Source organism: Catenulispora subtropica, assembly GCF_039531675.1.
Classification (GTDB): domain Bacteria; phylum Actinomycetota; class Actinomycetes; order Streptomycetales; family Catenulisporaceae; genus Catenulispora; species Catenulispora subtropica.
The window spans coordinates 6,464-29,378 of the sequence record NZ_BAAAQM010000089.1; the positions used below are offsets into that span (position 1 = coordinate 6,464).

A 22,915-nucleotide genomic window follows, 5' to 3' on the forward strand; every position below is an offset into this window, starting at 1 on the left:
CGGGACCGGGTCCGGGGCTGAGACCGGGTCCGGGACCGGGTCCGGGGCTGAGACCGGGTCCGGGACCGGGTCCGGGGCTGAGACCGGGATCGAGTCCGAGTCCGGGTCCGAGTCCGAGACCGCCTTCCTGACCCCCCGCGACGCCGTGGTCGTCACCACCAGCACCGAGAGCCTGGTCACCGCGCTCGAGAACGTGATCCCCGGTCTCCTCCCCTCCGGTTTCGAACGCGACCAGGCGGCCCTGTCCACCCTCGGCATCCGCGGCCTCGGCCTCGCGGACGTCGTCGAGGCGCTGGCCGGCCTCGACCGCGCCCCGGCGTGGTGGTCCGCGCTCTACGCCGCGCTGGACACGGTCTCCGGACACGACCCCCTGGCCTTCGACGCGCTGGCGGCGCTGCCGGTCCCGCTGGCCGACGGCCGCACCGTCCGCGGGCTCCGCGGCACGCTCCGCCCGGTCGCCGGGCTCGACGCCGAGGCCCTCACGGCGCTCGCCCCGCTGGGCCTGCGCATCATCCACCCCGACGCGCTGGGCGCAGGAACCGGGCTGCTCGACCGGCTGGGCGCGCAGCCCGCCGAGCCGCGCGCGATGCTCGCCGATCCGGCCGTCCTCGCCGCGGTCGACGCCGCCGACGATCCGACGGGCCTGGACGACCAGGCCGATCCGCTGGACGTGGCGGCCGCCGTGCTGACCCTGGTCCAGGCCGCCGAGCCGCGGCCGGGCGAACGCTTCGGCCTGGACCGGATACTGCTGCCCGACGCCGACGGCGGGCTGGCCCCGGCCGCCGAGCTGCTGGTGCCCGACTCGGCGCTGGCCGCCGTCGTCGAACCGGACGGGTACGGGCTCGTCGACGCCGACTGGGTGCACCGCTGGGGCTCCCGGGTCCTGCACGCCGCCGGCGTCCCCGACTCCTTCCCGCTGCTGCGGGACACCGACGTCCTGCTCGACCCGGACTCCCTCGACGACGACCTCGACGAGGTGGACGGCTTCGAGGACTGGATCGACCACGTGGAGTCGCTCTGCCCGCCGGAGGCCGCCCCGATGGTGCTCACCGAGCTGGCGGCGGTCGTCGGCCTGGAGACGGTGCGCCCCGGGGCCTGGCCGCAGGCTCTGGACCTGCTGGCCCGCACCCCCGCGCTGCGCCGCGCCGTGCTGCGCCCCGCACGCCTGGAACTGGCCGACGGCGGCAAGCTCAGCGTGCCCTCGCCGACGGCGTGGTGGCTGAGCCGGAACCCGGTGCTGGCCGACGAGTGCCCGGCCGACCTGATCATCGGCGAGGACACCGCCCTCGCCGGCCTCTACGATCCCCTGGACCTCGAGGACGCGCCCACCGTCGGCGAGGACACCGAGTTCCTGACCGCCCTCGGCGTCAAGACCACCGCCCGCGAACTGCTGGCCGCGCCGGGCGGTCCCGACGAGCTCCTGGACCGCCTCGCCGAACCCGACCGCCCGGTGAGCCGATCCCAGCTGACCGACCTGTACTGCACGCTGGCCGAGGTCCCCGCCGATCAGGTCTCGCCCCCGGACCGGCTCCGCGCGACGCTCGACGGCGACCTGGTGGTGACCGACGCCGAGGACGTCGTGGTCGTGGACGCGCCCGACCTGCTGCCGCTGCTGGCCGGCCGCCCCTACCTGCCGATCCCCCTGCGGTACGCCATCGCCCTGGCCGATCTGCTCGACCTCCGCCTGGCCTCCGAAGTCATCAAGGCGGACATCACCGAACCCGGCGAGCTGCGCGACGTCCCCGAACCCGTCAGGAACCTGCTCCCCGACGCCCCGCCCACCTACGTCGAGCACGACGACCTGATCCTGGACGACGGTACCGAGGTCGACTGGCGCGTCCTCGACGGCGTGGTCCACACCTCCACCTTCGACGGCCTGGCCCGCGGCCTGGCCTGGGCCGCCGGCCGCTGGGACCAGCGCCACCTGGTGGCGGCGATGCTCGCCGAGCCGGAGCGCACCGCCGAGCTGCTGGTCGAGGTGGACTTCGAGTAAGCCTTCGGATACGCGCCGCGGCCGGTTGTCCGCCGGCAGCGGCGAGGCCGCCGAAAGGTCGGCCGTGGACGCGTTGGCTGGATGCCTTGGCTGGATGCCTTGGCTGGACGCCTTGGCGATCGTCTCCAAGAACTAAAGCCCGGTCTCATAGACCCGGTCGTCGAATGGAAGCGGCAGGCCTTCGCACACCGCGGAGGCTGCCGGCCGCCCACGCACCAGGTAGTCGTTGACATGGGTGTCGACGCACGTGTTTCCGGTGTCGTAGGCGATGTGGTTGCCCGCGTTCCGGACGAACACCATGGGCTCGTGCGCGTCCACCGCGTCGGCGATCGCGCCCTCGGCCGGGGCGGCGGGATCCACCTGGTTCTGCACCATCAGCAGGCGTGGCAGGCTGTCCCCTCCGGGGTGGACCGGGTGCTGCGACGCGAAGGGGTAGAAGGCGCACGGCTCCTCGGTGGACTCCGCTCCGACGAGCGGATAGTCCGCTCCCAACTGATCGCCCGCGGCGACCCAGCTCGCGGGGTCGTGCGTCCAGGGACTGTCGGCGCACAGCACCGCCCAGAACGCGCCGCTGTCCGGCTTGCCGGTCGGCACCCGCGTCGGCGCGAGCAGCTTCGGGGCCTGAGTCGGGTCTGCTCGCAGGGTTTTGAGAAGCTCGGCCCACTGGGGCCAGGCATCGGAGTTGTAGAGGGCATGCGCCTGCCCGACGTCCAGTGCGCTGCCCCGGTCCTGGGCGGCCACCGCCGTGCGGAGATCGGCCAGGGCGGCGCGCGCCGCCTCCGGCGTCGTGCCGAACCCGTAGCGGTCGTCGTGGCGCGCGAGCCACGGGATGAACTGCGTGTCATAGCGGCGCTGGAAGCCGTGGGCCCAGGCGTGGACGTAGTCCTCCTGGAGGGTCGTCAGCCAGTTCAGATTCGAGTCCAGGACGAAGCGGTCCACGCGGTCGCGGAACGTGGCGGCGTACCAGGATCCGAGCCAGGTGCCGTAGGAGAAGCCGAGGTAGTTGAGCTTGCGTTCGCCCAGAACGGCGCGGATCAGGTCCATGTCGCGGATCGTCTGGTCACTCGTGATGTAAGGGGCCAGCGGCGCGGCGCCGCAGCTCTGACCGATCAGGCGGGCGTCGGCGAGCTGCCGCGCGGTGTTCGCGGCGGAGCGGTCCCGCTCGTCGGCCACGGGCGTGTAGCGGGTCCAGTCGATGCCGCAGTCCAGCTTGGTGGACGGCGCGACACCGCGCGGCGCGAAGCCGATGAGGTCGTAGGCGTGCAGCAGGTCGGGCTGGTCCTTCGCGGTCGTCGTGGCGAGCGCGGAGCCGTCGCTGCCGGGGCCGCCGGGGTCGACCATCAGGATGCCGCGCCGGGCCGCGCCGCCGGTGCCGGGCACGCGTGTGATGTGCACGCTGATCGTGCCCTTCGACGGGTCGTACCAGTCCATGGGCACCTCGATGTCGGCACAGTACGTCACCGGGTCCTGGTTCCCGGGGCAGGCCTGCCAGTCCGGGTGCTGCCGGCCGAGTCCGCCGTAGGGGTTGACCGGGTTCGCGCCGGGAGCGGCGGCGGCCGGGCCCGACGCGGAGACGAAGGTGGCGACGGATCCCACTGCGAGCAGCGCCGCGCCGGCGATCCGGGCGAAAGCTGAAGAAGTCACTGATCCACCGTACGAACGTGATCACGGGGCCGGATCGCCCGGCACGGCGAGTCCTCGGCCCGGTCATCCCTCGCGCGAGGGATGACCCCGGTGCGATGACGGCGCCGCCGGACCGGCATTGACCGTCCGGGGCCGCACTGCTACTTTCCGTAGGAATACGAACCCTGACACACACCGGTGCGCACCGCCGCCGGAGCAGTCGGCGGCCGCCGGGCCCGGGCCCCGGTGGCAGGGTCCGTACACCCCACATCACCGTCGCCACCTTCTGACGGTGCCCGTTGGGCAGTCACCGCACCGCGGCCCGGCCACCGGCCGGGTCGTTCCCACTCCGCATCCCGGAGGCAACTCAGTGACAGCTCGTATCAGGCTCCTGTTCTCGGTGATCGCCGCGCTGCTGATCGCGGCGGTCCCGGCGCTCGCCACGCCCGCCAGCGCGTCCAGCGCGTCCATCGCCGAGACCACGTTCGCCCACCCGATGTTCGTGCTCGGGCACGCCGCGCCCGGATTCGCACAGCCGAACGCGACGCCCGCCGGCTACGGCCCGGCCAACCTGCAGTCCGCGTACAAGCTGCCGTCGTCGACCGCGGGCAGCGGGCAGACGGTCGCCATCGTCGACGCCTACAACGACCCGACCGCCGAGGCCGACCTCGGCGTCTACCGCGCGCAGTACGGCCTGCCGTCGTGCACCACCGCCAACGGCTGCTTCAAGAAGGTCAACCAGACCGGCGGCACCAGCTACCCGCCGACCGACGCCGGCTGGGCGACCGAGATCTCGCTGGACCTGGACATGGTCTCGGCGATCTGCCCCAAGTGCCACATCCTGCTGGTCGAGGCCACTTCGGCGTCCTACGCCAACCTGGGCCAGGCCGTGAACGAGGCGGCCGCGCTGCACGCCAACGCCATCTCCAACAGCTACGGCGGCGGCGACATCTCCGACTCCTCGGCGCCGTTCTACAACCACCCGGGCATCGCCGTCACCGCCAGCTCCGGCGACAGCGGCTACGGCGTGCAGTTCCCGGCGTCCTCGCACTATGTCACCGCGGTCGGCGGCACCACGCTGAACACGGCCAGTAACTCCCGCGGCTGGTCCGAGACCGTGTGGTCCGGCGCCGGCTCGGGCTGCTCGACCCTGAACGCGGCGCTCAGCGGCGCGGCCGGCTTCAACACCGGCTGCTCCAAGCGGGCCGAGGCCGACGTCTCCGCGGTCGCCAACCCGAGCACCGGCGTCGCGGTCTACGACTCGACCCCGTACAACGGCCGCAGCGGCTGGCAGGTCTACGGCGGCACCTCGGTGTCCTCCCCGATCATCGCGTCGGTCTTCGCCCTGGCCGGGAACACCGCGAGCATCAACAACAACTACCCGTACAGCCACTCCACGTCGTTCTTCGACGTGACCTCGGGCTCCAACGGCTCCTGCTCCCCGACCCAGCTGTGCCACGCGCGCGTCGGGTGGGACGGCCCGACCGGCCTGGGAACGCCGAACGGGACCGGCGGGTTCTGATCGCGTGACCGCTTGACCGCCGGATCCACGGGTCTGGTTCCCGACCGCACTGTGGTGGCGGCGCTCTCGCCGCCACCACAGTGCCGCCTCCGGGCCCTACCGCGCGGGGAACTGCCGCAGGATCGTCGGGTCGGTGATCTTCGCGTCCGCCGCCAGCAGGAACGCCTTCGACACGATCAGCGAGAGCACGCCGTCCTCCTCGAACGGCAGGAAGACCTTCCCGGCGTCCTCGGACCGCGCGCTGACGATGCACAGGTAGGTGTCGTCCGGCTCCATCAGGACGTTGCCCGAGCCGAGGTGGATCTTGTAGGTGCGCAGGTCGCCGCGCACGCGGACGAACCGCTCCCCCACCTCCACGCGGTCGGCGATCCGGGTCCGGGGCAGGAGCCGCGCCAGCGTCTCCCGCCGCGCCACGGCCGACTCCGGGAGCGCGCCGAAGCTGTACTCGTGCCAGTACGCCGCATGACGGGCCTCTCCGCGGTCGGTCCAATTCGGGTCGGCGCCTATGGAGGCGACGGCCACGAACAGATCCACGTCCCGCAGCCCTTCGGACAGCAGACCGGCCGGGACGTCTACGAGATCGGCCAGCTGCCAGGTGCGGCCTTCTTTGCGCTCGAAGCGCACTTGATCTGTGGAGCAGAGTTCGGCGACGGCGAGGTCGGTGACCGTGACGGTCTCCAGGAAGAACCGCGCTCGCCACTCGGTGCCGGGGAACTCGTGGATCGCCTCACCGGACGCGCCGGACGACCACGCTCCCAGATTCAGGCCGCTCCAGCCGCGTGCCACGGTCAGGGCCTTGGTTCGGCCGTAGCGCAGGATGTGGCCGGCGAACCGGTTCGAGTACGAGACCGTGGCCTCCTCGGCGGGCGTGAGCAGGTAACGCTCGCGGAACGCCTGCTTGAACGGCTGGCGGAAGGGGGCGTCGGTGAGGGCTGCCCGCCAGGCCGTGGTATCTCCGAGGTCGGCGCGGACGGGATGCCACAACCGGATGACCGCGTTCGCCGAGACGTCGGTCGTCGTGCCGTCGGCGCTTCGCAGGCGCCAGCCCGTTGTGAGGTCGCCGCCGTCGGGCGCCTGGGGCAGCCCGCTGGTCCACGGGCCGTCAGGGTCCGTGCCCACTTCCCAGATCAGGCGTCGCGCGATGGGCGCGACCAGCGGATGCGCCAGGTAGTACGTGACCCACTCCCCCGCCGTCCACGTCCGGTCGGTCGCGAGGATCGCCTCGATCCGGTCGCGTTCGGTGCGAAGGGTCGCCTGCACCTCTTTCAGGCGGGCCTTCAGGGCTTTGATGTCGTCCGCGCAGGCGTCGCGAACGGCAGCGGGCAGTGACCGCACCACCTTTCCGTCCCGCGCGTACTCGATGGCCGCCGCGCCTTCGCCGCCGACGACGATCGCGGCGATGAAGCCTTCTTCCCCGAGCCGGACCTCGAACCGGCCGGTCGCGTCGACACCATGGTCCGGCACGCCCCGCTCGATCACCTGTTCACGGGTCAGCCCGGACCGCAGAGCCGCGGCGTCGAGCGCGGACGCGACGAACTTCTGGAACGTGCGGTGTCGAGCCATCCCCTGCACGCGCCGCAGCTGATCGAGGGCGCCGGGGCTGTCGAGGGTGCTGAGCGCGGCCACCGCGGCGTTGGCGACCGTGCTTTCGACCATGCTGGTGATGAAGCGGGTGTCCTTGCGGCCGCAGTGCACGGCGAGATCCCCGAGCAGTTCGGCGGCCCCCGCCGCGCCCGCCCCGCCCTCGTCCGAGCCGGCGAGCGCCGTGTACGCCCACACCGCACCTCGCACGAACGCCGCGGACTCGGACCGAAGGAACACGTAGCGGTACTCGTTGAACTCACGCTCGTCGTACATCACCTCGGTCGCGACGACCAGACGCAGCACGCGCCGCAGCACGTCGACCGCCTGCGGATACGCGCGGCCGAGCTCCCGGCAACGTCGCAGCCACGTGGCCGTGGCCCGGACGGAGGTGAGGGTCGGGCAGTGCAGGAGCAGCGGCGCTGCGGCCGGGTCTGCGAGGACGTCCGCCAAGTCGGCGCGTGCCTGGATGGCGAATCCGTCCTGGGAACCGAGGAAGCCTTCCGGCAGCGCGGGTGCGACGGCGGCGGGTGCGGCCCGGTCCAGCAGGGCTTTGAGACGGCGCGGCGCGGTCTTGCCCATCGCGTAGTCGTTGACGCGGAGCCGGTCGGCTTCGAGGTCGTCGACGATGACACGCAGGTCGGTGGCCAGGTGCCGGAGGTCGGCGTCGGAGAGCTGCTCGGCGGCGGGCAGCGCGAAGCGCAGCTCGCCGGGGTTCAACGCTTCGGCGGACCGCTCCTCGGGGTGGCCCACGGCGTGGCCGTGGCGCGCGGAGCGCAGCAGCCCCAGGGCCTCCTCGGCGCTCCAGCCGAGTCGGCGCTTGGCCAGGGTGCCGCCGAGCACGTCGTCCCGACAGCGGCTCAGTTCACGCGACTCGCTCCACAAGCTGCCTCGCAGTGCCATGACCCAGCGCGCCACAGTGCGCCGCTCGCCCTCGTCCAGCCGGCCGACGAGTAGCGCACACGCGCTGTCGGCGCCCCGGGGTGGGCGCCAGGCCCCCGACGCCGCCATCGTCGCGGCGTCGGTGAGCAGCGCTTCGCGCACCCGGCTGCGCAGCGGTTCCGGATGAAGCAGGTTCAGCTGAAGGTCGAGCAGGAGCTCACGCCGGCCGGGACACCACTGGCTGGCGACCACGGCGAGCACCGTCGTCAGCCTCCCGATGCCGTCCCGGTCCTGGTCGACGGCGCGGGCCCGCACCTCGCGGATGACCGCCTCGCGCAGCGTGAGGGGGGCGGCGGCCAGCATGATCTCCGCCTGCCGCCGTGCTCTGGACCGGCCGTATGTCCATGCCCCGCCGGGCGGCGGTCCCGCGGCCTCCCAACGGAGCAGGGCGTCCAGCACGCCGCTGACCTCGCCGAGCTCGCCGGCCTCGCCGGCCGCGACCGCCGCCGCGACCGCCGCCTCGATCGCGGCGAGCGGCTCGGCGTAGTGCGCGACGTGTTCCTCGTCCTCGAGCATCAGCCACCCGCCAGGGCGATCAGCTTCAGGAACGTGACCTCGGCGTCCTCGGTCAGTTCCACGACCTCGTCGAGGTCCTCGACCTGGCGGGTGCCGACGAACATCAGGAACCCGTTGCGGTCGAACGCGCGCACCGCCGCTCGGAACGCCGCCTCCGCGTCGCCGGCGCCGCGCAGCTCCACTTCGAGCCGCACCCGCCGGCGGAGGATCTCCCGGACAGTGAGGCGGAGTTCGGGCACGGCCAGCGTTCCGATGGGAGTCGCAGCACCGGAAGTCGCCTCGTCGATCAAGGTCAGCGTGGTCACCGGTGAACCGTATAGGGCGGCGCCGACGGTCGGGACGGGCCCGGGGTCGGCGGTTCCGGGTCCGGGGCCGGGGGCCGGGGGCCGGGGCAAAGGTCGCCCCCGGTACGGAATGATCGGTCCCATGACTCATGTGGCGGACATGCTCACCGTCGGCGACCCTCTGGCCGATGCCGTGATCGCGGAGCTGGCGGATCTCGGCGCGGAGGGGCGGCAGGCACTGGATCAGGGTCTGGCCGAAGGCCTGGACAGTCTGCGCGAGCCGCCCGCCGCCATCAGGGCCCTGCTGCACCAGTTGGAGGAGCGGCCCTCCTGGCTCCTGGACGCCGACCTCGCCGACGGCGATCGCGCGACGCAGGCGATACCGCAGCCGTGGGACGTCATCGCGTTCGCCGCCGTCTCGATGACGTACGTCTACGCGTCGCCCTCGATCGCCAAGCTGCTGATGTACACCGGTGACCTCGCCTCCAGCGCGGCGCCGCGGCGGCTGGCGGAGACCGGGGCGTGGCGCTCGGCCGTGGTCCTGCCCGGTGGCCTGGTGCGGGGAGCGCCCGGCTACGTGGCGACGGCGCGGGTGCGGCTGATGCACGCCCGGGTCCGGGCCAAGGCGCTGCGCGACGGGTGGGACACCGGGAAACTGGGCGTGCCGATCAACCAGGCCGAGCTCGCGCGCACCTAGTCGGAGGCCAAGCGGTCTTAGAAGACAAAAGGATCATCCAACTCCTTGGCTCACAGAACGACATGGCTACGATCCGACTTGTTGTACCGGTACTGGCGCCACATCGGCCGGCTGCTCGGGCTGGAGGACGCCGTCACCGCCCGGATCCACGACCACACCGGCGCGGCCGAGCTGCTGGATCTGCTCGATGCGACCACCGAACGGCCGGACGAGGCCGGCCGCGTTCTGACCGCGACGCTGTTCGCCTCGACGTCCGAAGGTCTGGCCCGCGTGCCCGCGCCGGCCTTGTCCGCGTCCGCATGGCGTGACCTGCTCTGCGCTACGGCGCGGGCCTCTCTCGGGGACGGGCTCGCTGACGGGCTCGGGATCCAGGCCGCCCCGGTCGGCGAGTTCCTTCCGCTGATCGCGCAGGGGTTGGGCTCGGCCCGCCACGTTCACCTCACCAATCCGGAGGAGGGTGAGCGGGCTCGGCAGCGGCACATCGCGATCCGTCGGCAGCGGATGGTGCCTGACCGGGGAAGAGTAGGGGCATGACTGAGGGGACGGCTGAGGGTGCGGCTGAGAGCACGGCTGAGGGCACGACCGAATCGGCTGATGACATCGCCACCCGCTTCGGCCTGGTGCCGCTGCCGACCGAGGGCGGCCGCTTCCGCCGCACCTGGGCCGGGCCGGAGGACGGATCGGGCCGCCCGGCCGGATCCGCGATCCTGATGCTGCTCACCGGAGATGCCGGCGACTTCTCCGCGCTGCACAGGTTGCCGATCGACGAGGTCTGGCACTTCTACCGCGGCGACGCGCTCGAGGTGCTTCTCCTGCATCCCGGCGGCGGCGGTGAGGTGCGACGGCTCGGCGACGGCGATCAGCTGATCCAGACGGTCGTTCCGGCCGGGACCTGGATGGGTGCCCGGGTCGCACCCGGCGGGGCGTGGGCACTGTTCGGCACCACGATGGCGCCGGGGTTCGTCCCGGCCGACTACGAGGGCGGCGACGCCGAGGAGTTGTCCCGGCGTTATCCGGAGCACGAGCCGCTGGTCAGGGCCCTCTGCCGGCCCGGCGCGCCGACGCGGATGCCGGAGGAGGCGCCGTGACCCGCACCGATCCCGGGCTGCCGGACCTGAGCGGCACCGTCGCCCTCGTCACCGGCGCCAGCGGCGGGATCGGCGCGGGGATCGCCGCCCGGTTCGCCGCCGCCGGGGCGGCCGTCGTGCTGCACCACGGCCGCAACCGTGCCGCCGCCGAAGCGCTGGCCGAGGGGATCCGCGGCGCGGGCGGCGAGGCGACGGTGCTCGGCGCCGAACTCACGGACGAAGCCGCGTGCCGTGATCTGGTCGAGCGGGCCGCCGCGTGGCGCGGGCGGCTCGACACGCTGGTGAACAACGCCGGCGTCCAGCCGGTGCTGCCGTTGGACCGGATGACCGCCGACGCGTGGCGGCAGGTGATGGACGCGAACCTGGTCAGCGTTCTGTCCTGCACCCAGGCGGCGGCGCGGGTCATGCCGGACGGAGGCTCGATCATCCAGATCGCCTCCATCGAGGGGACGCAGCCCGCCTTCGGCCACGCCCACTACAGCGCGTCCAAGGCCGGGCTGATCATGTTCGCCCGCTCGGCGGCGCTTGAGTACGGTCCGCGCGGCATCCGCGTGAACACCGTCAGCCCCGGCCTGATCGACCGGCCACGTCTTGAACAGGACTGGCCCGAGGGCGTTGCGCGCTGGCATGCCGCCGCGCCGTTGCGGCGCCTCGGGACCGCTCAGGATGTCGGCGATGCCTGCGTCTTCCTCGCCTCTCCGATGGCGGCGTGGATCACGGGGCAGGATCTTGCCGTCGATGGTGGGGTCGGTGCGCATCCGACGTGGTGAGCGGAGGCTGGCAGAGTCCGGCGGCCTTCTCCGCCCAGTCACCCGTTCGGCGGGCCGGAAGTGGCGACCCAGCCCCCACCCGCCGGAACGTGGAACGCATGGTGACCAACACTGCGGCCGCACGCCGCTGCCGGCGACCCGGTGTCGCAGCGTTCGTCCTGGCGGCCCTGGGGGCCCTGGCGACGTCCGGCTGCGGGAGCAACGCGTCCGTCCCGGGCGTGGACGAGGCGTCCAAGGCGGCGTCCAAGGCGGCTTCGTCGGCGTCCTCGGCCGCTTCGTCGGCGCTGGCCCAGATCAAGGGGGCGGTCGATGCGACCGCCGATGTGAAGGCCGGTCCGGTGACGACCGACTCGAACGGGAAGGCCGTGTCCGAGCTGACGGTGACCAACCCGACGGCCTCGCCCCACGACTACACCGTCACGGTCTCCTTCGACGATCCGAACGGCAATTTCCTGGACGCCGCGGTCGTCAACGTCTCCGGCGTACCGGCCAACTCGACGTCGAAGGCGACGGCGAAGAGCAACCGGGATCTGTCGGGATCGCTCACCGTGAAGGTCACCTCCGCCATCCGTCATTAAGACGCGACGCCCGGAGAACCGGGCGCCGCGTCCGCTGGTGCGAAACGGTCGTCAGTGCTGAACGCAGACGTTCCCGAGAGCGCCGTCGAGCGCGCTGAGAATGCTGACGTTGTTGCCGCAGATCTCGATCGGGAGGTAGATCGGGACCTGGACGACGTTGCCGGACAGGATCCCGGGCGAGCCGACGGCGTTGCCGAACGCGGCCGCGCCGTGGTCGCCGTCGTCGGCAGTGGCGGTGGCCGCGGCTCCGGACAGGGAGGCGACGGCGATGGCCATGACGGCCATGATCTTCCGAATCATCATGGGCAATGAGCCTGCCGCGCGTCCTCGGCGTGGCGGCGGAGGCGCAGCCGGGGTTTCACCTGTTCGGCGGTAGAGGTCATCCCATCACACAAGGGGTTCCCGCTTCCACGCAAGCTGCGGGACCACCGTGAACCACACCGTCTTGCCGCCCCCGGTCGGTCTCGTTCCCCAGGCCTGGGCCAGCGCCTCGACCAGCATCAGGCCGCGGCCGGACTCGTCGCCGACGCCGGCCCGGCGGGCCCGCGGCTCGCGCGAGCTGTGGTCCGTCACCTCGACCGTCAGCCGGTCGTGGAAGCACAGCAGGCGCAGCGTCACCGCGCCGGTGCCGCGTCCGTGCCGCACGGCGTTGGTCAGCAGCTCCGAGGTCAGCAGTTCGATGGTGTCGCGGGTGTCGGCGTCCGGACACTCCCAGGTGTCGACGGTCTCGACGGCGAACTGGCGGCCGACCGCGACGCTGCGGTGTTTGCTGGGCAGGTCCACCGCCGCGGTCTCCTGCGGTGTCTCCGGCATCCGGATCAGGACCAGGGTCACGTCGTCGCCGCAGTCGCCGTCGGCGGTGACGGTGTCCACCACCGCCTTCACCGTCAGGTCCAGGCTCTGCCCGGCCTCCGCCGAGGCGCACAGGGCGGCGGCCAGGGCGTCGATGCGGTCGTCGATGTCGCTGCGCGGGGTCTCGACCAGGCCGTCGGTGTAGAAGGCGAGCATGGCGCCGGACGGGATGGAGAACCGCGCCTCCCGGTAGACCGAGCCGCCCACGCCCAACGGCACCGAGGTCGGCACCGGGAGGCGGTAGGCGCCGGCGCCGTCCTCGGCGACCACCAGGGTCGGCAGATGGCCGGCCGAGCAGCCGGTGACCCTGCCCAGGTCGGCGTCGATCACCAGGTAGCAGCAGGTGACCAGCTGGTCCGGCAGGTCGGCCACGATGGTGTCCAGGATCTGCATCAGCCGGTCCGGGGAGGCGCCGGCCCGGGCCAGGGCGTTGGCCGCCGAGCGCAGCTGGCCCATCACCGCCGCCGCCTCCAGGCCCCGGCCCATGACGTCGCCGATCAGCACCCCGATCCGGCCGTCGGGCAGCGGCACCAGGTCGAACCAGTCGCCGCCGACGCCGGCGCCGGCCGTGGCCGGCAGGTAGCAGTGCGCCGACTGCAGGCCCGGGATCTGGGCCGGGGTGCCCATCAGCGCGTGCTGGAGCGTCAGGGCTATGTGTTGTTGCTGCTGGTACAGCTCGGTCAGCTCGCGCTGGGCGCGGGAGAGCTCGGAGATGTCGCGGGCGATGGCCGCGGCACCCACGACGTCGCCCCGGGCGTCCAGCAGCGGCGACAGGGTGACGTCCACGTCCACCAGCCGGCCGCCCTTGGCCACCCGAAGCGTCTCCACATGCTCGACCTGCTCGCCGGCCGCCAGCGGGACGACCAGGCGCTCGTACTCCTGCGGCCGGTCCTCCGGCATCAGCATGGCGATGCTGCACCCGACCGCCTCGGACTCGTCGTAGCCGTAGAGCCGCTCGGCGCCGGCGTTCCAGGTGGTGATCCGGCCGTCCAGGGTCTTGGTGATGATCGCGTCCCGGCTGGAGGAGACGATGGCCGCCAGGTCCCGGATCTTCTTGTCCGAGGCCCGGCGCTCGCTGACGTCGCGCACGGCGGCGGAGAACAGCGGGCCGTCGTCCTCCTGCAGCGGGCTCAGGGATATCTCGACCGGGAACTCCGAGCCGTCCTTGCGCAGCCCGAACAGCTCCAGGCCGGCTCCCATCGGCCGCACCTGCGGGTGGGCGCTGTAGCCCTCGCGGTGCGACTGGTGCGGACCCCGGAAGCGGGGCGGCACGAGCAGTTCCACCGGCTGCCCCAGCAACTCGGCGCGCTCGTACCCGAACATGCTCTCGGTCTGCGCGTTGACCAGCAGGATGTGCCCGGTCCGGTCCACGATGACCATCGCGTCGGGGGCCGCCTCCAGCAAGGCGCGGAACCGCTTCTCTGCGTCGACCAACTCACTTGCTCCGTCGGCGACGGTTAAGTCGTCACCATCGAATGACATACGGGCACCCCGGAGACGTCTGGTAGCGATGGCGTACAGACGACGGATGAGAACCCGTCGTGACCGGTCCGCCCCGTACCGCGACCGCCCGCCGCCATTCAACCACCGCTCGTCACCCTGCGTCCCGGGAACGCCGCGATCCGTGCAGGACCTGGGGCGACGCGTTGCCGGAACGGCAAGATTCCCTGCGGGGGCACCGACACCGCGGAAAGACTGGAGAACTCCCCGACGGACGGAATCAGTCCGGTTCCGGATGGAACCCGATGGTGAGCAGGATATTGGCGAAGTGCCGCTGGTCGCCCGTGGCCACGGCGACCGCCAGATCGGGCTGTGCGCCGTTCGCGGTGTCGCCGCCCGGATCGGTGAGGCAGAGCCCGGACTGCGGGTTCATCAGGGTCCCGTCGGCCTGCTGGACCCACTGCTGGCCGCCGACCCCGTTGCAGTTCCAGAACATGACCTTGCTGCCCGGCGCCGTGGAGTTGCCGGCGATGTCCATGCAGCGGGACCCGGCGTCCCCGACCGGACCGACCGTGAGGTCGTTGTGGTCGGCGGTCTGGTCGTAGATCGACGCCCCGAACCCGCTCACGGCGTGCTCGCCGCGGGCCGCGGAGCCGGGCCGCCGTCAGGCCGCAGCCGCACCTGCTCGTTCACGGCGGCCAGGGCACGGCGCGCAGCGACGAGCCCCTCCCCGCTGAGCCGGTAATGGCGGCGCGCCGGACGTCCCGCCACCGAGGGGTCGACCCGCTCGATCTCCTTGTGCAGCCAGCCCGCGCTTTCGAGCCGGGCGAGGAGGGGATAGAGCTTCCCGCTGGGATAGCCGGTCAGCCGCATCAGGTCGTAGCCGTAGCGAGGCTCGACGGGGTCTTCCAGGAAGATGCGCAGCAGCGTGGCCACTGCCAGGGTCACTCGGACGTCCCGCATAGATAGTATTCTTACATAGGGTGCACGGTGTGTCACCGCTTCATCAGTATTCGGTGATCTCAGCCGAAGCAGTCCTCGTACATCTGCCAAGATCCGCTCCGATCACCCACAGCCGTGTGCGCCGGGCACACGTCGGAACCCCGCACCCCGGTGATCTGAGCTTCGCCGGATGGCCGCTGTCGGACTCCCCCCGGGTCCGACAGCGGCCCTTCTGGTTTCAGCGTCTCAGGACAGGTAGGTCGTGGCGCAGACCGTGCCGTTGAGACTGATCGCGGTCGGCGGCGGATAAGCGCCGGTGTTGTTGCCCACGAAGCCGATGCTGGCCGAGTTGCCGCCGTTCGCCGCCAGGTTCGCGTTCCAGGTGAGGCTGGTGGCTTCGACGTTCTGGCCGCTGCTGGACCAGGTCGCGTTCCAGCCGGAGCCGAGGCTCTGGCCGGCGCTGGGGAACGTGAAGGTCAGCGACCAGCCGTCGATCGGGGCGGGGCCGGTGTTCGTGACCGTGATCGCGGCGACGTAGCCGCTCCCCCAGCCGGCCGTCACCTGGTAGTCCGCGGTGCAGGTGCTGTCCGCCGGCGTCCCGGTCGTGAAGGAGACCGGGTCGGAGGGTGGCGAAAGGCGCCCGTACTGGTCCGTGGCCAGCACGTTCAGGGTGTATCCGGCTCCCGGCACCAGGTTGCCGATGGTCGCCGACGTGGAGGTCGACTCGGCGAGCAGTTCGCTGGTGGTGCCGAACTGGCGGTAGACCTCGTAGCGGGTGGCGGTGCCGGCCGCTGGCGCGGTCCAGCTGACCGTCGCCTGCGTGCCGGTGACCTGAACGTGCGGCGCGCCGGGCGCGGTCAGGGTGCTGACCGGGTCGCCGGACGGGGTCAGGACCACGGTCTCGATCGAGTACGGCGGCAGAGTCTGGGTCGCGCTGGTGCCCTGCGCCGTGGACGTGATCGCGGTGGCCCCGTCGCCGTAGGTGAACACGGTCGGGGTCGCGGTGCTCGGGGTGAAGCCGGCGTAGTGCAGGTCCACGGTGTAGGCGTTCGCAGGGTCCTTGTTCACCAGCATCACGGCCAGGTTCCCGTCGGCCTGCTTGACCGCGTGCGCCGCGACCAGCTGCTGATTCGACCCGGCCCGGACCATGCGGTCGCCGGGGTGGCCGACCTTGCTCAGCATGCTGAGAGCGAAGTAGCTCGGGAACGGGGTGTTCAGCGCCGGTTCGCATACCGAGCCCACGCAGGTCCCGCTGGAGAGCACGCCCCAGTCGCCGTAGTCCGTGGCGCCGTCGGGTGCGGTGCTGATCGCCTGGGGACCGTTGTGGGTGTCCCACCAGTCGACGGTGAACACTCCTTGTTCGAGTGCGGTGAAGTACGTGTCCGCACCGAACAGCGCGTCCGGCTGGGTGTCCTCGTCGACGCCGGCGTTCACCTCGGTGAGGGCCACGCCGAGGTGGGTGCCGTTCGGCCCGGCGTACTGCGCGATCTCGTCGTGCAGCTGCGCCAGCTCGCCGGGGAGCTGGGCCGGCTCGGTCAGCGCGGTGGCGGCGCCGGTGCCGTTCGGATACCAGTGCACGATGACGAAGTCGACGGCGGAGCCGGCGATCGACAGCACGGTGCGGTTCCAGTCGGCGGCGTCACCTGCCGCGAGCACCCCGTCGGGCCAGTTGCCGGGCAGGGTCAGCACCGCCCCCACCTTGATCGTCGGGTCCACGGCCTTCATGGCCGTGCTGTACTGGACGACGTTCTGCGCGTAGGTGGTCGGGCTCTTGCCGGCGTGGTTGTCGGCTTCCCAGTCCGCTCCGTAGTAGCCGTTGCCGTAGTTCTCGTTGCCGATCTCCCAGTACTTGGCGCCGTAGCCCTTGGTGACGTTGGCGTACTGGACCCAGTCCGCGGCCTCCTGGGGCGTACCGGTGCCGTAGTTGGCGATCAGGATCGGCTGGGCGCCTATGGTCTTGACCGTCCCCATGAAGGAGTCGAAATCAGTGCCCGGAGCCACGTAGCCGCCGGGAGCGGTGTTGGTCTGCCAGTGGTAGATGTCGCCGTACGAGCCGCCCGGGTAGCGCAGCATCCCGATCCCGGCCTGGCCGAGCAGGCCCTGCACCGCCGGGGCGTTCATCTGGCTGTCCCACACGGCGCTGTTCAGCCCGTAGCCGGTCGCCGGGATGGTGCCCAGGCCTTCCAGGGTGTTGACGGTGACGTCGACGTGCGCCGCGGTCGCGGCGGTGCCGCTCGGCGCGGCGGCGACGGCCGTGGCCGCCGCGAGCAGCCCGGCGGCGACGAGCGCACCGGTTCTTCTGACTCGCAAAGTGCTGACTCCCTTCGGTATGACTCACGGACTTTCCGTCTCAACACCCGATCCGGCTCGTGCTCAACGCCACGTCGTCGAACCACAGCGTGTCGTCTCCGCTGCTGTAGTCCTCCCAGCCGAGCTTCAGATCGGTCAGGCGTGGCCGCCACGACGCCCCGGCCCCGGCCAGCCACTGGTCGTCGACGTCCGGCGTCGACACCGAGTCCGCGGTCAGGCCCGGAACCGCCGTGCCGTTGAACCAGGTGTGGATCTGGCCGGAGGCGCCGTCCACCGCGAACTCGAGGCACTCCCAGGCGCCGGTCGGCACCACGACGCTTTGCGCCACGCCGGCCGGGCTCTGCGCGGGCAGCGTGGCGTCGTCGGACTCGCGGTTCCAGACCAGGGCGCCGTTCTGGGCGCCCAGACGCAGGTCGGTGTTGTTGTGCGCGGCGTCGTTCAGGGCCAGGAACGTCGTGTGGTTCGTCGGCAGCGGCGTGGTGTGTTTCATCCAGAAGCGGACATACCAGGTCGGCGACGCGGCCGCCATGTCCGTCAGGTCGTCGGCGAAGACGTGGTCGCAGTAGGTGCCACGGCCGTCGATCTGCAGCGACTCGGTGCCCGCGTGCTGCTGCGCGGTGGTGATCGTGGCGCTGCCGGTGCCCGAGCAGTCCGGGGTGACGACGGACCATCGGCCGGACGGCGTCGTCGAAGTCTGGCTCTCGAAGCCGTCGCAGAACACCACGCCGGAGGGGCACGAACCGCCGCTCGGCGGACTGGAGGAGGGAGTGGACGGTGAGCTCGGCGGCGGGCTGGGCGTCCCGAGCCCGCTGCACGCCACCCCGTTGAACGCGAAGCCCACGGGGGTCGTGTCGGTCCCGGAGTACGCGGTCTGGAAGCCGAAGCTCACCGTGGCCCCGGAGGCCACCGACCCGTTGTAGGGCTCGTTGGCCGCCGTGACCGACGATCCGCTCTGGCTGACCTGCGCGTTCCACGCGGAGGTGACGTTTTGCCCCCCGTTCCACGACCACGTCGCGGTCCAGGAGGTCACCGCCGGGCCGCCGTTCGTCACCGTGACGGTGGCGGTGAAACCGGTGTTCCACTGGTTCACCTGATAGGCGACGGAGCAGGGGGCGCCAGCTCCCTCGGCCCTCCTGGAACCGATGATGAACAACGACGACATCGCCAGGACCGCGGCGGCGACGACGGCCAGTATGCGGATGCTGCGAACGGCAGCGTGATCATGGTTCATCAGGGCACGTCCACTATGAAGGAAGCCGTGTGCTCGGCACCCGAGGTCTCGAACTGCACGAACAGGCGCCAGGTACCGGATTCTGGGAAGAGGATCTGCGTGGTCAAGGCACCCCCGCCGGACGGACCGCCGCCGGCGCGGCCGGTGGACAGACCGCGGGCGAAGGCGGCGTCGCCGCTGTGGAACGCGGTCAGGTGCGCGTATCCGTCGAGCAAGCGGCCGAACTGCTGGACCTGCTGCCCGTCCTTGGTGACGACGACGCCGAGTTCTGATTCCGTGCCGCGGTGCGGCGAGCCGGTGAGCCGGAGTGTGTATCCGTCGACGGTGGCCGTGTCGGCCGCCGCCGGCAAGGCAACGCTCTTGGACGCACCGCCGGAAACGGTCAGCGGCTGCGACAGCGAGTACGACAAGGGCGTTCCGGCGCTGGAGTCAGGCGCGGCGAAAGTGACGTAGGTGCGGTAACCGCCGGCCGCTAGCGCGGGCATCGCCACCGTCCACGTGCCGTCGTCCCGCATCGACGCAGACAGCCGCCGGAAGTCGCCGAGGTCAGTGCGCACCACATAGAACACGAGCAGCTGACCTTCGTAAGGCTGGAACCGGGTCACCGTCTTACCGCTGGGTCCGGTGATATGGAACGTGAACGTCTCCGGCTTGTCGGCGGCCAGGGTCGTGGCACCTGTGAAGTAGACGTATCCGCTGACGCCCCCGTCGAGGCCGTTGTCCGCGGGTATCGCGGCGGCGATCCGGGGGCCGCTGGGCTGTCCCATGTCCTCCATGTCCATACCGTTGGTGACGTGGGCATGGCTGCACGCGGCGAGAGCGGCGGCCGCCCCACAGGCGGCCGCCGCGACGGCCCAGCGCCGTCCTAGGGACTCGTGCACGAAAGGCTCTCCGGTACCGCGGGAGCCGCCGTCTGGTTCGCGACGAACCCGAAAGTCGTGCTGGCTCCGGCCGCCAATTGCCCGTTCCAGTCCGCCGACTTCATCGTCGCCAGCGACCCGGACTGCGTCAGCGTGCCGTTCCAGGCGCTGACCACGCTCTCGCCGTCGGCCAGCACCCAGCCGACCGTCCACTTGTTCATGGGCGCCGTCGTGGGATTCGTCACCGTCACCTGCGCCTGGAACCCGCCGGGCCAGGTGCTCGTGACCGCGTAGGAGGCCTGGCACGTCGTCGCGGGCGGCGGCGGGGCGGTCGCGCCGATACCGGTGACCTCGCCGTTGCCGCCGTCGAACACGACGTCCGAGCAGCCGTAGAAGGTCTCGCTGCTGTCGGAGCGCGCCCACACCGAGTAGATGATGTGGTGCCCGGTCTTGTTGGCCGGCAGTGTGGCGTTCCAGTAGTAGTAGCTCTGGAGCGTCGCGACGGTGCCGGTGTTCGGCGGGTCGGTGACCGTCGAGAACGGCGTCGACTCCATGTCGGCCCACGTCAACGGCTTGGTCTGGTCCCAGCCGTCCTTGGTGATGAACAGCCGGAACGTCCCCGGATGCGCGGCCCACCTGTTGTAGTCGATACCGATGCTCGCCCCGGCGGTCAGATGCGTGACCGGCCAGTCGGCGCTCACCTGGTCGAACCCTGAGAAGTCGTAGTAGTTGCTGTTGCCGCTGCACAGCTTGCCGTCGGGGATGAAGCCGACCGTCCCGCCGCTGGTGGCACCGCTGCGGTTGCCCACGGCGAACCAGTTGTAGAGCGGAGTGGTCCCGCTCTGGGCCACGGCCGCCTGACAGGCCGGGTTCTGCGGGACGATCTGCCCGGTGGAGGTCAGGCCGTCCTCATAGCAGAAGAACGTGCGGCTGCCGGGGATCATCATCGCGCCGTGCGCCGAAGCCGGGGGCGCGAACACGACGCCCCCGACCAGTCCGGCCAGCGCGAGCACCACGCCGGCCAGCTTTCTGGGGATCTTCCTGCTCACATCGCTCGCCTTTCCACAGAGGTGGCGGACTGTGTCGGCGGGAGCGTAGCTCCGTCACCGAACGCGGTTCGGGCCCGCGCGAGCTTCGAACAGCCGTCGAATCCCGGCGCCGCCGCCGAACGGGCATGTCAGAGGACGCACGGGAGTAGAGGAGCGCACTTCTGGAGACCCGGAGTTCCGCGAAAGTTTCGGCTCCGGGATGAAGCTTTCATCGCGGAGCCTGCGGTTCCGGCCCCGGGATCTTCACAGGGCTTTGACGCTCACCGGACGTCCGGTGACCATGCCACTGCCGAACACCCGAGGCGAGGGGAGCCGCCACCGTGCGCCGCACCAGACCGAGTCCATCGTCCCGCCGCCGTCGCGCGGCCCTGCACACCATTCTGGGGACCGCCGTCGCCGCCGTCGTGGCCGTGACCGCCGCACTGGTGGGCTCCGGCCCGGCCCGAGCGCTCTCGGTCGGCGGGACTCCCGCGCCGGTGACCGGGAACGCGACCCACTTCGACGGGCTCGGCGCGCCGTACGGAGGATGCGGCCTGCCCCAGGCGAGCCTCGACTCGCAGGACTTCATCGCGCTGAACGTGTTCAACACCCCGGGCGACTACAACCAGTACCCGCGCCCCGTGCCGGCGTCCCAGTCGGGCATCCTCGGCATGTTCGACAACGGCCTGAACTGCGGCCGCTGGGTGAAGGTCACCATCGGCGACCTCTGCACCGGCACCAACGACGGCGCACCGAACCAGCCCTTCTGCCGCAACGGCTCCTGGGTCGCGGACAAGTACAACGGCGCCACCCTCAACATGCTGGTCGCCGACAGCTGCGCCGACTCCAACGCCTGGTGCCGCGACGATCCGTACCACATCGACCTGCACACCGACTCGATCAACCGCTTCCAGCTCAACGGCGCGCCCGTCGGCGACCTCCTGGACCACTGGAACAACCGCCAGGTGACGTGGCAGTTCATCGATGCGCCGAGCTACACCGGAGACATCAACATCGGATTCCTGCAGGGCGCCCAGGTCTACTGGCCCGCGATCTCGGTCTCCCATCTGGCCAACGGCATCCACGGCGTCGAGTACCTGGCCGCGAACGGCACCTGGACCTCGGCGACGATGGACAGCGACATGGGCCAGGCCTACATCATCGGCCCGACCGCGGCCGCCGGCTCCAGCTACCAGATCCGCGTGACCGACGCCTCGGATACTCCCATCAACGGTGGACAGGTCTACAGCTTCTCGCTGCCGTCCTCTTGCGGTAGCAGTTGCAGCGCCGCCTATACGCAGGTTCCTTACACGACGTCCCCCGGCACGGGGCCGACAACGCCGAGCACGACGCCCAGCACGACGCCGAGTACGACGCCGACTTCGAGCCCCAGCACGACACCGAGCACGATACCGAGCACGACTCCCAGCTCGACGCCGAGCTCGGCCGCGAGCTGCACGGTGGCGTCGTCGGTGACCGGTTCCTGGTCGACCGGCTACCAGCTCGCGTTCACGGTGACGAACAGCGGCACCGCAGCCGTGTCCGGCTGGACCGTCAGCTTCGCGTTCGCGGGGTCACAGACCATCGCGAACGTCTGGAACGCGGCGGCCACCCAATCCGGAAAGGCGGTCACCGCGAACTCCGTGTCCTACAACGGATCGCTGTCACCCGGTGCTTCGACGTCGTGGGGAATGGTCGCCAACGGCGCGGACCAGCCACTCACCGGCCTGAGCTGTAGCGCACACTAGCTCACGCCAGCCCGCGCACCCGCAACACCCGGCGCTCCAGCGGCACGAACAGCAGCTGGTTGACCGCGACGCCGACGGTCAAGATCAGCGATATCGCGGCGAACGCACCGGCCATGTCGTTCGTGTCCTGGGCGTTCTTCAACAGGAAGCCGAGCGAGTGCCCGAGGTCCGCCGACTGGACGATGATCTCGGCCGCCAGCAGCGAGCGCCACGCGAACGCCCAGCCCTGGCGCAGCCCGGCGAGGTAGCCGGGCAGCGCCGCGGGCAGCAGCACGTGGCGGACCGATGCCAGGCCCCGCGCGCCGAGATTGCGTCCGACGCGCAGGTAGAGAGGCGGTACCTGGTCGAGCCCTGACACGACGCCGACCGCGATCGACGGGACCGCTCCGAGCAGCACGACCGTGTAGAGCATCGCCGATGTCGGTCCGAAGAACATCAGCGCCGGGGGCACCCACGCCACCGAAGGCAGCGATTGCAGACCCGACAGGATCGGGCCGATGCCCGCCCGCACCGGCCGGAACCGGCCGACCAGCAGGCCCAGCGGGGTGCCGATCGCCACCGACGCGGCGAACCCGACGGCCCCGTGGCCGATGCTGTGCCCGACCGCCGGCCACACGTCGCCGCTGCTGAACGCGTCCTTCAGTGAGGTGAAGACCTGTGACGGACCGGGCAGCTTCCAGTCCGGCCAGATCTTCGCCGCGTACAGCGCCTGCCACACGGCCAGGATCAGGCCGAGGGCGAGCAGCGGCGGGTAGCCGGCGCGCAGCACCCGGATCAGTCGGCTGCTCTCCTGATCGGTGGTCGTCTCCAGCGCGTCGAGGCCGGCTTCGACGGTCGCCAGGGCGTCGGGGGCCTTCTCGGTGGTGTCAGCGGCCATGGCGGGAGATCTCCTCGCGCAGGTGTTCTGTGA

Annotated in this window: 18 protein-coding genes and 1 pseudogene; 7 read left to right on the plus strand and 12 right to left on the minus strand. The window is 71.3% G+C overall.

What is annotated here, in order from left to right:
• Nucleotides 1-1,993: pseudogene (locus ABD466_RS42225) on the plus strand (hypothetical protein); the annotation flags it as partial.
• Between the two features lie 132 nt (nucleotides 1,994-2,125).
• Here the strand turns inward: ABD466_RS42225 and ABD466_RS42230 are convergent.
• Nucleotides 2,126-3,637 carry an alpha/beta fold hydrolase gene (locus ABD466_RS42230; protein WP_344662945.1) on the minus strand — a complete coding sequence of 504 codons (1,512 nt, stop codon included), beginning with the start codon at nucleotides 3,635-3,637 and terminating at the stop codon, nucleotides 2,126-2,128.
• Between the two features lie 349 nt (nucleotides 3,638-3,986).
• On the opposite strand from ABD466_RS42230, the gene ABD466_RS42235 reads away from it, so the two are divergent.
• Nucleotides 3,987-5,138, plus strand: a complete 1,152-nt coding sequence (locus ABD466_RS42235; protein WP_344662946.1) for a S53 family peptidase — start codon at nucleotides 3,987-3,989, stop codon at nucleotides 5,136-5,138.
• A gap of 96 nt (nucleotides 5,139-5,234) precedes the next feature.
• Here ABD466_RS42235 and ABD466_RS42240 read toward each other — a convergent pair whose 3' ends face one another.
• On the minus strand, nucleotides 5,235-8,177 hold the full coding sequence (locus ABD466_RS42240; RefSeq protein WP_344662947.1) for a DUF4132 domain-containing protein: 2,943 nt from the start codon (nucleotides 8,175-8,177) through the stop codon (nucleotides 5,235-5,237).
• A complete protein-coding gene (locus ABD466_RS42245; RefSeq protein ID WP_344662948.1) occupies nucleotides 8,177-8,482 on the minus strand; it encodes a hypothetical protein in 306 nt (101 codons plus the stop codon). Before ABD466_RS42245 ends, ABD466_RS42240 begins: the two co-directional genes overlap by 1 nt.
• Before the next feature lie 121 nt (nucleotides 8,483-8,603).
• Here ABD466_RS42245 and ABD466_RS42250 point away from each other — a divergent pair, with 121 nt between their 5' ends.
• From ABD466_RS42250 to ABD466_RS42270, 4 genes are all read left to right on the plus strand, one after another.
• Nucleotides 8,604-9,158: an oxygenase MpaB family protein gene (locus ABD466_RS42250; RefSeq protein WP_344662949.1), complete on the plus strand. Its 555-nt coding sequence runs from the start codon at nucleotides 8,604-8,606 to the stop codon at nucleotides 9,156-9,158.
• A 530-nt stretch (nucleotides 9,159-9,688) separates the two neighbouring features.
• Nucleotides 9,689-10,246 (plus strand): cupin domain-containing protein, encoded by a 558-nt coding sequence (locus tag ABD466_RS42260; RefSeq protein WP_344662951.1) that lies wholly within the window; start codon nucleotides 9,689-9,691, stop codon nucleotides 10,244-10,246.
• On the plus strand, nucleotides 10,243-11,016 hold the full coding sequence (locus ABD466_RS42265) for an SDR family NAD(P)-dependent oxidoreductase (protein ID WP_344662952.1): 774 nt from the start codon (nucleotides 10,243-10,245) through the stop codon (nucleotides 11,014-11,016). The genes ABD466_RS42260 and ABD466_RS42265 overlap by 4 nt, the downstream gene beginning before the upstream one ends.
• A gap of 98 nt (nucleotides 11,017-11,114) precedes the next feature.
• Nucleotides 11,115-11,594 carry a hypothetical protein gene (locus ABD466_RS42270; RefSeq protein WP_344662953.1) on the plus strand — a complete coding sequence of 160 codons (480 nt, stop codon included), beginning with the start codon at nucleotides 11,115-11,117 and terminating at the stop codon, nucleotides 11,592-11,594.
• A 51-nt stretch (nucleotides 11,595-11,645) separates the two neighbouring features.
• Here the strand turns inward: ABD466_RS42270 and ABD466_RS42275 are convergent, their stop codons facing one another.
• The 8 genes from ABD466_RS42275 to ABD466_RS42310 all read right to left on the minus strand — a co-directional run bounded on the left by ABD466_RS42275 (nucleotide 11,646) and on the right by ABD466_RS42310 (nucleotide 20,278).
• The gene (locus ABD466_RS42275; protein ID WP_344662954.1) at nucleotides 11,646-11,897 is read right to left on the minus strand and encodes a chaplin; all 252 of its coding nucleotides are present in this window, start codon (nucleotides 11,895-11,897) and stop codon (nucleotides 11,646-11,648) included.
• An 84-nt stretch (nucleotides 11,898-11,981) separates the two neighbouring features.
• On the minus strand, nucleotides 11,982-13,880 hold the full coding sequence (locus ABD466_RS42280) for a PAS domain S-box protein (RefSeq protein WP_344662955.1): 1,899 nt from the start codon (nucleotides 13,878-13,880) through the stop codon (nucleotides 11,982-11,984).
• Nucleotides 13,881-14,166: 286 nt separating this feature from the next.
• Nucleotides 14,167-14,514, minus strand: coding sequence for a ricin-type beta-trefoil lectin domain protein (locus ABD466_RS42285; protein ID WP_344662956.1), 348 nt, complete (start codon nucleotides 14,512-14,514; stop codon nucleotides 14,167-14,169).
• Complete coding sequence (locus tag ABD466_RS42290) at nucleotides 14,511-14,849, minus strand: PadR family transcriptional regulator (RefSeq protein ID WP_344662957.1); 339 nt, start codon at nucleotides 14,847-14,849, stop codon at nucleotides 14,511-14,513. The genes ABD466_RS42285 and ABD466_RS42290 overlap by 4 nt, the downstream gene beginning before the upstream one ends.
• Before the next feature lie 225 nt (nucleotides 14,850-15,074).
• Entirely contained in the window at nucleotides 15,075-17,138 is a 2,064-nt protein-coding gene (locus ABD466_RS42295; RefSeq protein ID WP_344662958.1) for a cellulose binding domain-containing protein, read from the minus strand.
• A 40-nt stretch (nucleotides 17,139-17,178) separates the two neighbouring features.
• Nucleotides 17,179-18,369: a cellulose-binding domain-containing protein gene (locus ABD466_RS42300; RefSeq protein ID WP_344662959.1), complete on the minus strand. Its 1,191-nt coding sequence runs from the start codon at nucleotides 18,367-18,369 to the stop codon at nucleotides 17,179-17,181.
• A complete protein-coding gene (locus tag ABD466_RS42305) occupies nucleotides 18,369-19,250 on the minus strand; it encodes a hypothetical protein (protein ID WP_344662960.1) in 882 nt (293 codons plus the stop codon). The genes ABD466_RS42300 and ABD466_RS42305 overlap by 1 nt, the downstream gene beginning before the upstream one ends.
• Complete coding sequence (locus tag ABD466_RS42310) at nucleotides 19,235-20,278, minus strand: lytic polysaccharide monooxygenase auxiliary activity family 9 protein (RefSeq protein WP_344662961.1); 1,044 nt, start codon at nucleotides 20,276-20,278, stop codon at nucleotides 19,235-19,237. Before ABD466_RS42310 ends, ABD466_RS42305 begins: the two co-directional genes overlap by 16 nt.
• Before the next feature lie 320 nt (nucleotides 20,279-20,598).
• Between ABD466_RS42310 and ABD466_RS42315 the strand changes: the two genes are divergently transcribed.
• Nucleotides 20,599-22,005: a cellulose binding domain-containing protein gene (locus ABD466_RS42315; protein WP_344662962.1), complete on the plus strand. Its 1,407-nt coding sequence runs from the start codon at nucleotides 20,599-20,601 to the stop codon at nucleotides 22,003-22,005.
• Nucleotide 22,006: 1 nt separating this feature from the next.
• Here ABD466_RS42315 and ABD466_RS42320 read toward each other — a convergent pair whose 3' ends face one another.
• Entirely contained in the window at nucleotides 22,007-22,882 is an 876-nt protein-coding gene (locus ABD466_RS42320; RefSeq protein ID WP_344662963.1) for an ABC transporter permease, read from the minus strand.
• Between the last annotated feature and the right edge of the window lie 33 nt (nucleotides 22,883-22,915).

Bases quoted from the DNA above. Each gene is read 5' to 3' on its own strand.
- ABD466_RS42240 (WP_344662947.1), bottom strand. From the start codon at position 8,177: ATGCTCGAGGACGAGGAACACGTCGCGCACTACGCCGAGCCGCTCGCC.
- ABD466_RS42250 (WP_344662949.1), top strand. From the start codon at position 8,604: ATGACTCATGTGGCGGACATGCTCACCGTCGGCGACCCTCTGGCCGAT.
- ABD466_RS42260 (WP_344662951.1), top strand. From the start codon at position 9,689: ATGACTGAGGGGACGGCTGAGGGTGCGGCTGAGAGCACGGCTGAGGGC.
- ABD466_RS42270 (WP_344662953.1), top strand. From the start codon at position 11,115: ATGGTGACCAACACTGCGGCCGCACGCCGCTGCCGGCGACCCGGTGTC.
- ABD466_RS42275 (WP_344662954.1), bottom strand. From the start codon at position 11,897: ATGATGATTCGGAAGATCATGGCCGTCATGGCCATCGCCGTCGCCTCC.
- ABD466_RS42290 (WP_344662957.1), bottom strand. From the start codon at position 14,849: ATGCGGGACGTCCGAGTGACCCTGGCAGTGGCCACGCTGCTGCGCATC.
- ABD466_RS42300 (WP_344662959.1), bottom strand. From the start codon at position 18,369: ATGAACCATGATCACGCTGCCGTTCGCAGCATCCGCATACTGGCCGTC.
- ABD466_RS42320 (WP_344662963.1), bottom strand. From the start codon at position 22,882: ATGGCCGCTGACACCACCGAGAAGGCCCCCGACGCCCTGGCGACCGTC.